Origin of the sequence: Aeromonas sp. FDAARGOS 1405 (genome assembly GCF_019048265.1) — a bacterium.
GTDB lineage: Bacteria > Pseudomonadota > Gammaproteobacteria > Enterobacterales > Aeromonadaceae > Aeromonas > Aeromonas veronii_A.
This window is the reverse complement of record NZ_CP077311.1, coordinates 3,292,876-3,306,939: the sequence shown is the minus strand read 5'-3', so window position 1 is coordinate 3,306,939 and position 14,064 is coordinate 3,292,876. Positions and strand designations below refer to the sequence as shown.

At 57.7% G+C, this 14,064-nt stretch carries 11 protein-coding genes and 1 pseudogene; 6 read left to right on the top strand and 6 right to left on the bottom strand.

All coding sequences use genetic code 11. From position 1 onward, the window contains the following. Positions 1 to 134: 134 nt before the first annotated feature. Positions 135 to 554, top strand: coding sequence for a hypothetical protein (locus I6L35_RS15265; protein ID WP_216978637.1), 420 nt, complete (start codon positions 135 to 137; stop codon positions 552 to 554). A gap of 132 nt (positions 555 to 686) precedes the next feature. On the opposite strand, the gene I6L35_RS15260 is transcribed toward I6L35_RS15265, so the two are convergent. The 3 genes and pseudogenes from I6L35_RS15260 to I6L35_RS15250 form a co-directional block, all read right to left on the bottom strand. Then, positions 687 to 938, bottom strand: a complete 252-nt coding sequence (locus tag I6L35_RS15260; RefSeq protein ID WP_042067783.1) for an ogr/Delta-like zinc finger family protein — start codon at positions 936 to 938, stop codon at positions 687 to 689. A 58-nt stretch (positions 939 to 996) separates the two neighbouring features. Next, positions 997 to 1,532, bottom strand: a pseudogene (locus I6L35_RS15255) (phage portal protein); the annotation flags it as partial. A gap of 18 nt (positions 1,533 to 1,550) precedes the next feature. Then, complete coding sequence (locus I6L35_RS15250) at positions 1,551 to 2,357, bottom strand: crotonase/enoyl-CoA hydratase family protein (RefSeq protein ID WP_216978635.1); 807 nt, start codon at positions 2,355 to 2,357, stop codon at positions 1,551 to 1,553. A gap of 168 nt (positions 2,358 to 2,525) precedes the next feature. Between I6L35_RS15250 and I6L35_RS15245 the strand changes: the two genes are divergently transcribed. The 5 genes from I6L35_RS15245 (at position 2,526) to I6L35_RS15225 (ending at position 8,768) form a co-directional block, all read left to right on the top strand. Beyond that, positions 2,526 to 4,313: a putative nucleotidyltransferase substrate binding domain-containing protein gene (locus I6L35_RS15245; RefSeq protein WP_216978634.1), complete on the top strand. Its 1,788-nt coding sequence runs from the start codon at positions 2,526 to 2,528 to the stop codon at positions 4,311 to 4,313. 2 nt (positions 4,314 to 4,315) lie between these two features. Further along, a complete protein-coding gene (locus I6L35_RS15240) occupies positions 4,316 to 4,942 on the top strand; it encodes a 3'-5' exonuclease (RefSeq protein WP_216978633.1) in 627 nt (208 codons plus the stop codon). 105 nt (positions 4,943 to 5,047) lie between these two features. After that, entirely contained in the window at positions 5,048 to 5,359 is a 312-nt protein-coding gene (locus I6L35_RS15235) for a DUF485 domain-containing protein (protein ID WP_040068110.1), read from the top strand. Then, a complete protein-coding gene (locus I6L35_RS15230) occupies positions 5,356 to 7,008 on the top strand; it encodes a cation acetate symporter (protein ID WP_040068108.1) in 1,653 nt (550 codons plus the stop codon). The genes I6L35_RS15235 and I6L35_RS15230 overlap by 4 nt, the downstream gene beginning before the upstream one ends. Before the next feature lie 167 nt (positions 7,009 to 7,175). Beyond that, on the top strand, positions 7,176 to 8,768 hold the full coding sequence (locus I6L35_RS15225; RefSeq protein ID WP_040068106.1) for an ABC-F family ATPase: 1,593 nt from the start codon (positions 7,176 to 7,178) through the stop codon (positions 8,766 to 8,768). A 243-nt stretch (positions 8,769 to 9,011) separates the two neighbouring features. Here I6L35_RS15225 and ppiD read toward each other — a convergent pair whose 3' ends face one another. The 3 genes from ppiD to lon form a co-directional block, all read right to left on the bottom strand. Further along, complete coding sequence (ppiD, locus tag I6L35_RS15220; RefSeq protein WP_216978632.1) at positions 9,012 to 10,925, bottom strand: peptidylprolyl isomerase; 1,914 nt, start codon at positions 10,923 to 10,925, stop codon at positions 9,012 to 9,014. A gap of 150 nt (positions 10,926 to 11,075) precedes the next feature. Further along, positions 11,076 to 11,348 (bottom strand): nucleoid-associated protein HU-beta, encoded by a 273-nt coding sequence (hupB, locus tag I6L35_RS15215; RefSeq protein ID WP_005315375.1) that lies wholly within the window; start codon positions 11,346 to 11,348, stop codon positions 11,076 to 11,078. 240 nt (positions 11,349 to 11,588) lie between these two features. Beyond that, the gene (lon, locus tag I6L35_RS15210) at positions 11,589 to 13,943 is read right to left on the bottom strand and encodes an endopeptidase La (protein WP_216978631.1); all 2,355 of its coding nucleotides are present in this window, start codon (positions 13,941 to 13,943) and stop codon (positions 11,589 to 11,591) included. Positions 13,944 to 14,064 lie beyond the last annotated feature (121 nt).

Below are 14,064 nucleotides of genomic sequence, written 5' to 3'. Positions count from 1 at the left end.
GAGGTCGCAGCCAGAACTGACAACGCCCAGAAAGTCTGAGATGTCACAGGAAGAGGCCCCCTATTGATTCTGCTTACAGAACACCTGCTGACGCCGTATCTATTTGTAAGAAAAACTTTATTCAGGTAATTACTATGCTTCTGAATTGTATTCGTGATGAGTGGCGCTCAATCTGCGGGTTAACTTTGATTTTTCTCATCACTGCTGCATCGCTCTATACAGACCTTGCCTTCCCTAACGACAAGTATTGGTTCCAGCGCTCAGGTGCTTTGATAACTATCGCAAGCGTTTGGTTTCAATATCAAAAAATTGCCAACTCATGGGCACAAGCGTTTGAAAATGAAATCAACAATATTCCAACAAAAATAAGCTCAGAGTCTGGACAAGGCATCAGCATGCGCGCCATGGCCCAAGAAGGTTGGGATTCACGAGATTTCATCAAACGCATACACAATATGATTACGGCAAAAAGCAAAAAGGATGTCATCTCTCTCTTGTTAGTTGTAGCCGGCACTCTCATATGGGCTTACGGGGACCTTCCATTTAGGATCTAGCTTATGCAGCCTACCAAAACTAACATTCACTTCTCTGTGTAAAATCGGTACTCGGTCTGCGGTGTTGTGCTGCTGGATGGGATGACTAGACCACTACAAATCGACTCACAAAGTGGACAGGTAATGGGGGCGCTATTGCGCCCCTAGTCCTTTCAACACCAACTGCCGCCCCTCTGGCGTTAGCGACCCCATTAAGCTGAGCACCAGTTGGTTGGTGGTCTTGGCCGAGGGGCTTAGGGTATGGGCGAACGACAAGGTGGCCACCCAGCTGTGGCCACACTCTGCATCGGTGCACTGGCAGTAGAGATCCGAGACATCATCGCTCAGTCGGTTGGTCTTGGTAATGCGGCCCCGCTGGCCACACACTTTGCAATAAACCCGCATTACGCCCCCTTTTCTATCCAAATCAACAGCCTATCTTGCCACAGCAAACACTGTTTGTTTATACAGTTGAACCGATATTCTCCCGAAAATCGACCCAAAGGGAGACAGGAGTCCCGCACTGTTGATGGCATCCTGGATAAGCTCACACAGCGGCAGCACCTCGTTGCGGGCATAGGTGGCATCGTACTTCTCGGGATCCCCAAGCCCTCCCCCGCCATTGGTCGGGATGATACCGGCCAGCGCCGCCGGAAAGCAGTGGCTGGTCAGTACATCCTGAGCGGTGATCCCCTTGATGGCCACGAACTCGTCCTTGGTGGCGATATCCCCCACCGGGATCAGCTTGATGCCATCTGGCTTGCCGTCCGGGATGTTGACGAACATGGAGCGGAAGTTCCCCACCCCCTTGCTGCTGGCGATCATCTCCTTCATCTCCTTCATCTCCTCCTCGGTGTCGTCATCCATGTTCGGGTCGGTGGCGTAGAAGATGAACCCCATATGGGCGCCGTTGAGGAAGTATTTGCGCCGAAACAGGGTGGCATCCTGATTGAGCAGCGCCGACTGCAGGCCACCCAAGTAGTCGGGCATACCGTAGATCGCTCGTGCAGCTCGCAGTCAGAGCGGATTGCGACGCGGCCCGAATGGCAGACGCCAGCGAAACAGGCTGTTAAGGGTGGCTCGCCACTGATTGGGTCGCCCCAGGATCTGCTTTTGCAGCCGGGTCTCTTCCTTCAGCATCGCCTCATCGCTGCGGGCCCAGGCCTGGCTGTAAAGCTGTTTGATCCCCGCCAGTGCATCCGGCGACTTGGTGATAAGGGTGCGGGCAAACTCTCGCGCCTCCACCAGCGGATCGGCGCAGACCCGGCTCACCATCCCGAGAGATTTGGCCTCGACGGCATCCAGTTCGCGCCCGCTCATGGCCAGCTCCATGGCGGTATCCACTCCCATCAGGTTGCGCATGGTGACGCTGCCACTCATGTCGGGGATGATGCCCCACTTGATCTCCATCACCGAGAAGCGGCAATCGGGGGTGCTGAAGCGAAAATCGGCGCCGAGCGCAATCTGCAAGCCACCGCCAAAACAGACTCCCTGGGTCACCGCAATTACCGGCACAGGCAGCTGGTGCCAACCATAAGCAACCCGCTGAGCCAGATTGGTCGCTTCGTCTGCTTCACGCTTGAGAATATCGAGCGCCGCCACCGGCTGTCTCAGCATGGATTTCACATCCAGCCCGGCGCAGAAGGCACGCCCCTCGCCATGCAGGATCACCGCCCGCAACCCCTTGTGCCGGGCGAGCTGTGTCAGCGTCTCATCGATGGCACTGAACATGGCGCGGTCCAACGCATTGAGTTTATCCCCCCGCGTCAGTATCACTTCGGCAATCCCGTTGTGGATCTCGCACTTGATCCTTGGTTTTTCCATCTCCCTTGTCCTCTCCTTGATCCCTGAAACTGACTCACTGGTCATACCACCACGTTATCAGAGTGTGAACAGGCGGTACAGCTGAGACTAAAGTCGGCTGGTCGCCTCCCCCTCCCTTTGTCACACTGGGAGCAGCATGAGTGCCGCAAGCCAGCAGAGGACGCTGTCATGTCAACCCTGTTCAATTTTGCCAGACCACCGTTCGACCGACTGGATGAGGAGGCGCGCGAGCGGCTATCCCGTCACCTCTCGCTCTGCTATTTTCGCGCTGGTGATATTCTGCTCAAGGAGGGGGACGAGCCTCCCGGCCTCTATCTCATCATCAAGGGGGCGGTGGAAGAGTCTGCCCCTCACCACCAGTTTGGTGATTACGGGGTCGATGATCTGTTCGACGTGCGCGCCCAGTTTGACGGCCGCGGCCGCCACCGCTTCACCGCGCTGGAAGATAGCCTCTGCCAGCTCATTCCTCGCCACACCTTTCTGGCGCTCTGTGAGCAGGATCCGCAGTTTGCCAGCTACTTCACCGCCAATCTGGCCGAGCGCCAGCGCCAGCAGGAGCAACGCGAACAACTGGGTCAGAAGAATCTGGCGGAATTTATCCTGACCCGCATCGAACCCGGCCACCTGCAGGCACCGCTTATCGTCGACAGCAAGCTGTCACTGCTGGCAGCCACCGAAGCCATGGTGAGCAAGGGGACCGATTGCCTGCTCTACCCCGCCCACGACGGCTCCCTCACGCTGGCAACCCGCAAGACCTTGCTCCATGCCCTGACCCTTAAGGGATTGCCGCTGACGGCCCCCCTCTCGGTGCTGACCCCTACTCCTCTGATTGGTCTGCCGCTGGAGAGCTATCTGTTTGATGCCCTGCTGCTGATGACCCGCCATCGCATCAAGCGACTGGTGGTGTGGCGCGGCAACGAAGTGGCGGGCATCTTGCAACTGACCCAGGTGCTGGGGCTCTTCTCGACCCACTCCCACGTGCTGACGTTGCGCATCGCCCGTGCCGACAGCCTGCCGGCGCTGGAGGCGGTCGCCCGCGAACAGCAACAATTGACCCGCTCGCTGTTTGCCCAGGGGATCCACACCGCCTTTTTGATGAAGCTCATCGCCACCATCAACGAGCAGCTGATCGCCAAAACCTTTGCGCTGGTGATCCCCCCCGAGGTGCAGGATAAGGTCTGCCTGCTGATGCTGGGTTCGGAGGGGCGCGGCGAGCAGATCCTCAAAACCGATCAGGACAACGCCCTGATCCTGCCAGAAGGGCTGGCATGGCCCACCCAGGCAGCCGATCTGGCCGAATTTAGCGCCCTGCTGGAGCGCCTCGGCTACCCGCTGTGCCCCGGGCTGGTGATGGTGAACAATCCGGCCTGGGTGAAAACAGGTAGCGAGTGGCAAAGCGCCATTGCCAGTGCCTGCACCACGGCAAAAGAGGATGAGCTGCTCTGGCTCGCCACCCTGGCCGATGCTCACCCCATCGCGGGGGATCGACAGCTCCATCTGCCGGTTGCCAGAGCGCTGCGCGAGCAGTTGGCGGACAGGCGGGATCTGCTGGCAGAGATGGTGCGACCGGCGGTGGCCTTTCATGCTCCGCTCACCCTGTTTGGCAGGCTGGAGCAGCCACCGGAAGGGCTGGATCTGAAGCGGGGCGGCCTGTTCCCGCTGGTGCACGGTATCCGCATGTTGGCCCTTGAGGCTGGGATTCTGGAGACTTCAACCCTAGGGCGTATCGACGCACTGGTGGCCGCCGATCGGCTCAGTGCCGACTATGGCAGCAATCTGGCAGAGGCGTTTCGGCTCTTTATCCGGCTGAGGCTGCGCAGCCAGCTCAAGGGGGGCAATAGTCGGGTGCAGACAAGCGAGCTGAGCCACAGCGAGCGGGATCTGTTGCGTCAGGCGCTGCATCAGGTGAAAAAATTCCAGCAGTGGCTCACCTTGCACTTTCGTCTGAGACAATAGTCATGTTGAGCCGCGCTCGACGCTACTGGTATGGCCGCACGTTCCGAACGGGCGAGTTCGCGCCGCTCTTTGCCACCCCACCGAAAGATGAACAGGTCGCCCTCGATTTCGAGACCACCAGTCTCGATCCCGAGCAGGCGGAGATCGTCTCCATCGGGGCGGTGCGCATTCAGGGCAACCGGCTGCTGACCGGCGAGGCCCTCGCCATCAAAGTACAGCCACCGGCCAGCCTGACCAGCCAATCTGTGGTGATCCACGGTCTGCGCCATCAGGATCTGCAACAGGGGATGGAGCTGGAAGCCGCGCTGCGCCTGCTGCTTCACTTTATCGGCCCCCGTGAACTGGTGGGCTATCACGTAGCCTACGATCTGCGTATTCTCAATCTCGCCTGCCAGAAATTGTGGGGATTGACCCTGCCCCAGCGAGGGATCGAGGTGAGCCAGCTCTATCACGACCACCTCTATCGCCGCTATCCCGATGCGGCTATTGACCTCCATTTGAGTGCCATCTGCAGCCACCTTGAACTCCCATCCCTGCCCGCCCACGATGCCCTTGCCGATGCCACCACGGCCGCGCTCATCTACCTGCGCCTGACCTGCGGCTCGCCGCTCACTTATCCCAAAGTCTAATTGTCGAGAAATAACATTTAATTCACATTTTGCTTACATGAGCAGATTGCCTGCTCGTCGAGGTTACCCCATCCACCGCTGACACTCATGTCATGGAGAACTGCAATGGAACAGCAAAGCTATCTGAGGATCCAGCAAGATCCCAACTTCCAGGAGCTGGTCGCCAAGCGCCAGCGTTTTGCCTGGGCCCTCTCGGCTCTGATGCTGGGACTCTACCTGGCGTTTATTCTGCTCATCGCCTTTGCCCCCGGTTGGCTGGGCACCCCCTTGAGCGAAGGGTCGACCATTACTCGCGGCATTCCTGTCGGGGTAGGATTGATCCTCTCCTCCTTCGTGTTGACCGGCGTCTATGTCTTTCGCGCCAACGGCGAGTTTGATGAACTGAACCAGAAGATCCTCAAAGGGGTGCAATCATGAAAGGCAAGTTGCTGCTGTTGACCTCACTGGCCTCCTCTCCCCTGCTGGCGGCCGATGCAATCTCTGGCGCCGTGGAGCGTCAGCCCCTTAATGTCGCCGCCATCGTGATGTTTCTGGTGTTTGTGGCCGCTACCCTGTTCATCACCTACTGGGCCTCCAAGCGCAACCGCTCGGCTTCCGACTACTATGCGGCCGGTGGCCGTATCACCGGCTTCCAGAACGGTCTGGCCATCGCCGGTGACTATATGTCCGCCGCCTCCTTCCTCGGGATCTCCGCGCTGGTCTACACCTCCGGCTATGACGGCCTCATCTACTCCATCGGCTTTCTGGTGGGCTGGCCCATCATTCTGTTCCTGATCGCCGAACGGCTGCGCAATCTCGGCAAATACACCTTCGCCGATGTCGCCTCATATCGTCTCAAACAGACTGAAGTGCGCACCCTCTCCGCCTGCGGTTCGCTGGTGGTAGTCGCCCTCTACCTGATCGCCCAGATGGTCGGTGCCGGCAAACTGATCGAGCTGCTGTTTGGCCTGCAATACCATGTGGCCGTGGTGCTGGTTGGTATCCTGATGGTGCTCTACGTGCTGTTTGGCGGCATGCTGGCCACCACCTGGGTGCAGATCATCAAGGCAGTGATGCTGCTCTCCGGTGCTAGCTTCATGGCCATCATGGTCATGAAATCGGTCAACTTCGACATCGGCGCCCTGTTTAGTGAAGCGGTCAAAGTGCACGAGAAAGGCTCCGCTATCATGAGCCCGGGCGGGCTGGTCTCCGACCCCATCTCCGCCATTTCGCTCGGTCTGGCATTGATGTTCGGTACCGCCGGCCTGCCCCATATCCTGATGCGCTTCTTCACCGTGAGCGATGCCAAAGAGGCGCGTAAATCGGTGTTCTACGCCACTGGCTTTATCGGTTACTTCTACATTCTCACCTTCATCATCGGTTTTGGCGCCATCCTGCTGGTAAGCACCAATCCGGCCTTCAAGGATGCCACCGGCGCCCTGTTGGGCGGCACCAACATGGCAGCCGTCCACTTGGCTGATGCAGTGGGTGGAAGTCTGTTCCTCGGCTTCATCTCTGCCGTGGCATTTGCCACCATTCTGGCGGTAGTCGCCGGATTGACCCTGGCCGGAGCCTCTGCGGTCTCCCATGACCTCTATGCCAGTGTGTTGAAGAAGGGCAAGGCCAACGAGACTGATGAACTGCGCGTCTCCAAGATGACGACTCTGGTACTGGGTGTGGTTGCCATTGGTCTGGGGATCCTGTTCGAGAAGCAGAACATCGCCTTCATGGTCGGTCTGGCCTTCTCCATCGCCGCCAGCTGCAACTTCCCGGTGCTGTTCCTCTCCATGTTCTGGTCACGCCTGACCACCCGTGGCGCCGTCTACGGTGGCTGGCTGGGACTGGCGAGCGCAGTGACCCTGATGATCCTGGGTCCGACCGTGTGGGTGAAAGTGCTGGGCCATGCCCAGGCCATCTTCCCCTACGAATACCCTGCCCTCTTCTCCATGGGGTTGGCATTCATCGGGATCTGGTTCTTCTCCATCACTGACAGCTCCCAGAACGCCGCCGACGAGCATGCCAAGTTCCTGCCGCAGTTCGTTCGCTCCCAAACCGGGCTGGGGGCCTCTGGCGCAACTTCCCACTAACAGATCAAGTTCATCCTTCCAAGCCGGCTTCAAGCCGGCTTTTTTTATTGCCCATCAATCGGCTGCACGCCCCGCTTGCACCGATCAAGATCACACTTCTCGCTAAAACTTTCGGGGGATCTGTGCCATAATGCGCGCCATTTGACAGACCAATCGGGACACATACCTTGTTAAGCAGCAACAACATCACCATGCAGTTCGGCGCCAAGCCGCTGTTTGAGAACATCAACGTCAAGTTTGGCGGCGGCAACCGCTATGGCCTTATCGGCGCCAACGGCTGTGGCAAGTCCACCTTTATGAAGATCCTCGGTGGTGATCTGGAGCCCACTGGCGGTAATGTGAGCCTGGACGTCAACGAGCGCATCGGTAAGCTGCGTCAGGATCAGTTCGCCTACGAAGATATGCGCGTACTGGATGTGGTCATGATGGGCCACACCGAGCTGTGGGCAGCCATCGCCGAGCGCGATGCCATCTACGCCAACCTCGAAGCCACCGACGAAGACTATATGAAGGCCGCCGAGCTGGAAGGTCTGGTCGCCGAATATGACGGCTACACCGCTGAAGCACGTGCAGGCGAGCTGCTGCTGGGTGTCGGCATTCCTCTCGAGCAGCACAACGGCCCGATGAGCGAAGTAGCCCCGGGCTGGAAACTGCGGGTGCTGCTGGCACAGGCGCTGTTCTCCAACCCCGATATCCTGCTGCTGGACGAACCGACCAACAACCTGGATATCAACACCATTCGCTGGCTGGAGCAGGTGCTCAACGAACGTGAAAGCACCATGATCATCATCTCTCACGACCGTCACTTCCTGAACTCTGTCTGTACCCACATGGCGGATCTGGACTACGGCGAGCTGCGCGTCTATCCAGGCAACTACGATGACTACATGCTGGCCGCCACCCAGGCGCGCGAGCGCCTGCTGGCAGACAACGCCAAGAAGAAGGCCCAGATCGCCGATCTGCAATCCTTCGTCTCCCGTTTCAGCGCCAACGCTTCCAAGTCCCGTCAGGCGACCTCCCGTCTCAAGCAGATCGACAAGATCAAGATTGAAGACGTCAAGGTCTCCAGCCGCCAGAACCCCTTCATCCGCTTCGAGCAGGACAAAAAGCTCTATCGCAACATCCTGGAAGTGGAAGGTGTCTCCAAGGGTTATGGCGACGGTCCCCTGTTCAAGGGCCTCAACATGATGATGGAAGTGGGCGAGAAGGTCGCCATTCTGGGTACCAACGGTATCGGTAAATCGACTCTGATCAAGACCTTGGTGGGCGCACTGGCTCCGGATACCGGCACCATCAAGTGGTCCGAGAACGCCCAGATCGGTTACTACGCTCAGGATCACGCCGAAGACTTCGACACTGATCTCAACGTGTTCGACTGGATGGCCCAGTGGAAACAGGAGAACGAAGACGAGCAGGCTGTACGCTCCATACTGGGCCGTCTGCTGTTCTCTCAGGACGACATCAAGAAACCGGTCAAGGTGCTCTCCGGTGGTGAACAGGGTCGCATGCTGTTCGGCAAGCTGATGATGCAGCGCCCCAACATCCTGATCATGGATGAGCCGACCAACCACCTGGACATGGAATCCATCGAATCCTTGAACATGGCGCTGGAGCTCTACCAAGGGACCCTGATCTTCGTCTCTCACGACCGCGAATTCGTCTCCTCCCTGGCGACCCGCATCCTGGAGCTGACCGAAGATGGCATCCGCGACTTCGGCGGCACCTACGAGGATTACCTGCGCACCCAGGGCGTGGTATAACCCCGCTCCTGCGCAATGCAAAACCGGCACTCAGGTGCCGGTTTTTTTATATCCCGTTTTTAGACGACTGAGATGGCGTATAACCGCGGTGTGACTACACGCCACAGAGCAGAGAGCAGAGAGCAGAGAGCAGAGAGCAGAGAGCAGAGAGCAGAGAGCAGAGCTTGAATATCTCCCCTCTTGCTCACAGATAAAAAAACGGCTCCATCAAGGAGCCGTTTTCAATGGATTGCGCAGTGCCGATTACTCGACGGTCGCTTCCACACTGGTGAAGTACTCGATCTTGGCTGCTTTGCGCAACTCGTCGATCAGAGACTTGTAATCCACCTGGGCTTTGCCCTGACCCAGCTGAGCTTGCAGCATGGCGGCCATACCGGACGCAGCGGCAGGGACGTTGACCTTGTCCAGCGCAACTACCACGCGATCACCATTGTTCTCTGTAACCAACCCGACACTGGGCTTGCCATCTTTGGGATGGGGCAACATAAAGGCTTCTGTGACCAGATTCTCATCCATCGCACGTTCGAAGCGGGAAACCCCTTTGTGGGTTTCTACTTTCAGCCCCAAAGCAGCCAGGTCCCCATCTATGCTCTCACCGACCTTCAGCTTGTCCAGCAAACCCTGAGCCTTGCCACGGGCCACTTCGCTAGCCTTGTCATGCTTGATGGCGGCAATCACCTGCTCTTTCACCTCGGCCAACGGCTTGACCGCTTTGGGCTTGTGACCGGTGATGTGCAGTACCAGCGCCTTGCCATCGGTGAGTTCGATCACGTCGGAGTTGGTGTTGTCCTCGCGCAACTGCTCGGAAAACGCCACAGAAAGCACCTTGGGATCGTTCAGCGGTGCTGGGGCATTTGTTTGAGTGAAGTAATCGGTAGAATCGACCTTCATCCCCATTGCCTCGGCAGTCAGATCCAGCGAGTCCGGGTTCTCGAAGCTATGGTCAGCCATCTTCTGCTGCTCAGCAAAGAATTTCTCCTTGGCCTTGTCAGCTTGCAGACGAGTGATGGTCTCTTCCTTCACATCGGCAAACGGCTTGGTCTGGGCAGCTTGAACCCCCAGCAGCTTGATGATGTGGAAACCGAACGGGCTCTTCACTACGGTGGAGAGATCACCAGCCTTGTTCAGGGCAAAGGCCGCCTTCTCGAAAGCCGGATCCATCACCCCTTTCTCGAACCAGTCCAGCTCGCCGCCTTTTTTGGCAGAGAAGGTATCGGAGGAGTCAGCCTTGGCCAATGCAGCAAAATCATCTCCAGCTTTGGCTTTGGCCAATACGGCCTCGGCCTTCTGCTCAGCCGCTTTCTCATCCTTGCCAAACGGGATCAGAATATGAGCCACGTGGCGACGCTCGGCACGCTGGAACAGATCCTGGTGCTGATCGTAGTAATCCTGGGCATCCTGCTCGGTGACCTTGATATCTTTGGCGAGGTTGGCGGCGTCCAGCAGCAGATAGTCGACCTTGACCTGCTCGTCGTTCATGAAACGGGCACCATTGGTCTTGTAGTACTGCTCCAGCTCGTTGTCGGAGACCTGAACGTCAGCCATGTAGTTGGCGGCAGCCAGACGAACCAGGCGCAGATCGCGAGTCTGGTTGTAGAGCTTGTCGAGCTGCTCCGCTTCACCCTTGAGAGAGAATTCGGTGCCCAGCAGGGCGCTCATCAGCTGTTGACGCACCATATCCTGACGCAGGGAGTCACGGAACATTTCGGGAGTCATACCAGCACGACGGATCAACTGAAGATAGCGGTCATTGTTGAACTTGCCGTTCTCGGCAAACTCCGGCATCGCTACGATGGCCTGCTTGATCTGTTCATCGCTGATGCGCAGACCCAGTTCACGGGCCTTGCTGTCCAGCAGCGCCTGATCGATCAGCCGATCCAGCACGCCACGGCGGAACTGTTTCATGTAATCGGGGTTCGCGGCCAGCTGGCTGAATGCCTCTCCCATCTGGGATTCCATGCGGGCGCGCTCGTTACGGTAGGCATTTTCCAGTGCCGCAGCACTGATCTCGGTGCCATTGACGGTGGCGGGGGCGGTACGGGCCGGGCCGTTCAGGTAACTACCTACACCAGCCAAGGCAAAGGAGAGGATGATCAGGCCCAAGATAACCTTGGCTACCTTGCCCTGCGCCCCTTCGCGTAGTTTATCCAACATCATGTTTGTACTTATGCTCCCGAACTCGATGGGCGTAAACAATAAAAAGGCGCACCGATTGCGATGCGCCTTGGTCAATCAGTATGAGAGAAGACTCTCTAACTTGTCTGGTCTGCGACCAAGGACGGTAGCCGACGGATATCAGCGACCGACTTAGTTAACAGCGTCTTTCAGGGCCTTACCGGCTTTGAAGGCAGGAACTTTACCAGCAGCGATTTCGATGGTCGCGCCAGTCTGCGGGTTACGGCCTGAACGGGCAGCACGCTCGCGTACAGCGAAAGTACCAAAACCGACCAGAGCAACCTGGTCACCCTCTTTCAGCGCTTCACCAACAGCATCAATGAAGGCATCCAATGCACGGCCAGCGGCAGCTTTGGAGATATCGGCACCGTCTGCAATCTTGTCAATCAGTTGAGATTTATTCACTCTTATATTCCCCTTTTATCGAACACCGCTGCGGCGCTGATTTCCCTGGCCACAACAAGTGGAGGTTTTATAGCAAGCCTCCTGATCAGTTGCAAGTGACAATCTGGCGCAAACCCGCGCCACACAACGCATTGCGACTCATCACGAGTACCCGATCGGTGGTCAAGGCTACTTCCGTTATCGGGCGCATGCAAGCCTTAACCACCCGCCGAATGCGCCAAATTTGCGGCGCATCAACATTTACACGACAGAAACGCGCTCAAACCCCTGCGGATTGTCCTGCAACGCCAATTCCAGCACCTCGTCAATCCAGCGAACAGGATAAATTTCAAGGTCTTGTTTGACGTTTGCCGGGATCTCCTCAAGGTCACGCTCGTTCTCTTTCGGAATAAGCACTCGCTTGATGCCGCCACGGTGGGCTGCCAGCAACTTCTCCTTCAGACCACCAATGGGTAGTACTTCGCCGCGCAAGGTGATCTCTCCTGTCATCGCCACATCAGCACGAACCGGATTACCGGTCAAGCTGGAGACCAGTGCGGTACACATGGCGATACCGGCGCTCGGACCATCTTTCGGGGTGGCCCCTTCCGGCACGTGCACGTGGATATCACGCTTCTCGTAGAAGTCGGCGTTGATGCGCAGCTTCTCGGCACGGGTGCGCACCACCGTCATCGCCGCTTGAATGGACTCCTGCATCACTTCACCGAGGGAACCGGTATAAGTGAGCTTGCCCTTGCCCGGCATGTTGGTGGTCTCGATGGTGAGCAGATCGCCCCCCACTTCGGTCCACGCCAGACCACACACCTGACCCACCTGATTCTGGTCGGTGGCCTTGCCGTAATCGAAACGCTGCACCCCGAGGAACTCCTTGAGGTTCTCCTGATTGACCTGAACATGCTTGATGCTCTTGTCCAGCAGGATGCGTTTGACCGCCTTGCGACAAATCTTGGAGATCTCGCGCTCCAGACTCCGCACCCCCGCCTCGCGGGTGTAGTAGCGGATCACCCCGACCAGGGCAGAATCTTCGATGGTGATCTCGGACTCTTTCAGGCCGTTGCGCTGGATCTGCTTGGCAACCAGATGCTGCTTGGCAATGTTGAGCTTCTCATCTTCGGTGTAACCGGAGAGACGGATCACTTCCATCCGGTCCAGCAACGGGCCCGGGATGTTCATGGAGTTGGAGGTGGCCACGAACATCACGTCCGACAGGTCATAATCCACTTCCAGGTAGTGATCGTTGAAGCTGTTGTTCTGTTCCGGATCCAGCACTTCCAGCAAGGCGGATGCGGGATCGCCGCGCATGTCCGAGCTCATCTTGTCGATCTCGTCGAGCAGGAACAGCGGGTTCTTCACACCGACTTTCGCCATCTTCTGGATGAGTTTGCCAGGCATGGAACCGATATAGGTACGGCGGTGACCGCGGATCTCCGCTTCGTCACGCACCCCACCGAGGGCCATCCGCACATATTTGCGGCCCGTCGCCTTGGCGATAGATTGGCCAAGGGAGGTCTTGCCCACACCAGGAGGCCCAACCAGACAGAGGATGGGGCCCTTGAGCTTGTTCACCCGTGCCTGTACCGCCAGATATTCAAGGATGCGATCCTTGACCTTCTCCAGGCCATAGTGATCGGCATCCAGCACCTCTTGCGCCTTGCCAAGGTCTTTCTTGACCTTGGAGCGCGCTTTCCACGGCACCTGAACCATCCAGTCCACATAGCTGCGCACCACGGTAGCCTCGGCGGACATGGGTGACATCATTTTCAACTTGGCAAGCTCGGCCTGCGCCTTTTCACGGGCATCTTCCGGCATGCCAGCCTCTTCAATCTTGCGATTGAGGGCTTCAAACTCATCCGGGCTATCTTCCAGCTCACCCAGCTCTTTCTGGATGGCCTTCATCTGCTCGTTGAGGTAATACTCGCGCTGGCTCTTTTCCATCTGCTTCTTGACGCGAGTACGGATGCGCTTCTCGACCTGCAGCAGGTCAATTTCCGACTCCATCATCGCCATCAGGAATTCGATACGCTCGGAGACAGAGACAATCTCCAGCACCTTCTGCTTGTCTTCCAGCTTGAGCGGCATGTGGGCCGCCATGGTGTCAGCCAGACGCGCAGCATCGTCGATCGCCGAGATCGAGGTCAGTACCTCGGGCGGGATCTTCTTGTTGAGCTTGATATAGCCTTCAAACTGGCCGATGGCGGAGCGAACCAGCACTTCCTGATCCTTCTCCTCAATGGCTTGGGAGGGGATGTACTGGGCCTCGCAGACAAAGAAATCCTTGTCGTCGATCATCCGCTCCAGGCGAGCACGCTGCCCCCCCTCTACCAGCACCTTGACGGTGCCATCCGGCAGTTTGAGCATCTGCAGAATATTGGCCACTGTCCCGACGGAGAAGATCTCCTCCACCGTCGGCTCGTCGGTTGACGCATCCTTCTGGGCCACCAGCAGAACTTTCTTGTCCTGCTCCATGGCCGCTTCCAGACAGCGAATGGATTTTTCCCGCCCCACAAAGAGTGGAATGACCATGTGGGGGTAAACCACCACGTCACGAAGAGGCAGGACGGGAATCTCGATGCGTTCTGAACGCTCTAGGTTCATATATGTCCTCTCGGCTTGTTATACCGTTGGCAAAGCGCTTGGCTGAGTATATGGGGGCGCAGAGATGAGATTCAATCGCCGAAACCGCAAAAAGCATGAAAGGGGCAAAAAGCCCCTTCCA

Excerpts from the sequence above, each read along its gene's own strand:
- I6L35_RS15265 (WP_216978637.1), top strand. The coding sequence starts at position 135 with ATGCTTCTGAATTGTATTCGTGATGAGTGGCGCTCAATCTGCGGGTTA.
- I6L35_RS15260 (WP_042067783.1), bottom strand. The coding sequence starts at position 938 with ATGCGGGTTTATTGCAAAGTGTGTGGCCAGCGGGGCCGCATTACCAAG.
- I6L35_RS15250 (WP_216978635.1), bottom strand. The coding sequence starts at position 2,357 with ATGGAAAAACCAAGGATCAAGTGCGAGATCCACAACGGGATTGCCGAA.
- I6L35_RS15245 (WP_216978634.1), top strand. The coding sequence starts at position 2,526 with ATGTCAACCCTGTTCAATTTTGCCAGACCACCGTTCGACCGACTGGAT.
- I6L35_RS15240 (WP_216978633.1), top strand. The coding sequence starts at position 4,316 with ATGTTGAGCCGCGCTCGACGCTACTGGTATGGCCGCACGTTCCGAACG.
- I6L35_RS15235 (WP_040068110.1), top strand. The coding sequence starts at position 5,048 with ATGGAACAGCAAAGCTATCTGAGGATCCAGCAAGATCCCAACTTCCAG.
- I6L35_RS15230 (WP_040068108.1), top strand. The coding sequence starts at position 5,356 with ATGAAAGGCAAGTTGCTGCTGTTGACCTCACTGGCCTCCTCTCCCCTG.
- ppiD (WP_216978632.1), bottom strand. The coding sequence starts at position 10,925 with ATGATGTTGGATAAACTACGCGAAGGGGCGCAGGGCAAGGTAGCCAAG.
- lon (WP_216978631.1), bottom strand. The coding sequence starts at position 13,943 with ATGAACCTAGAGCGTTCAGAACGCATCGAGATTCCCGTCCTGCCTCTT.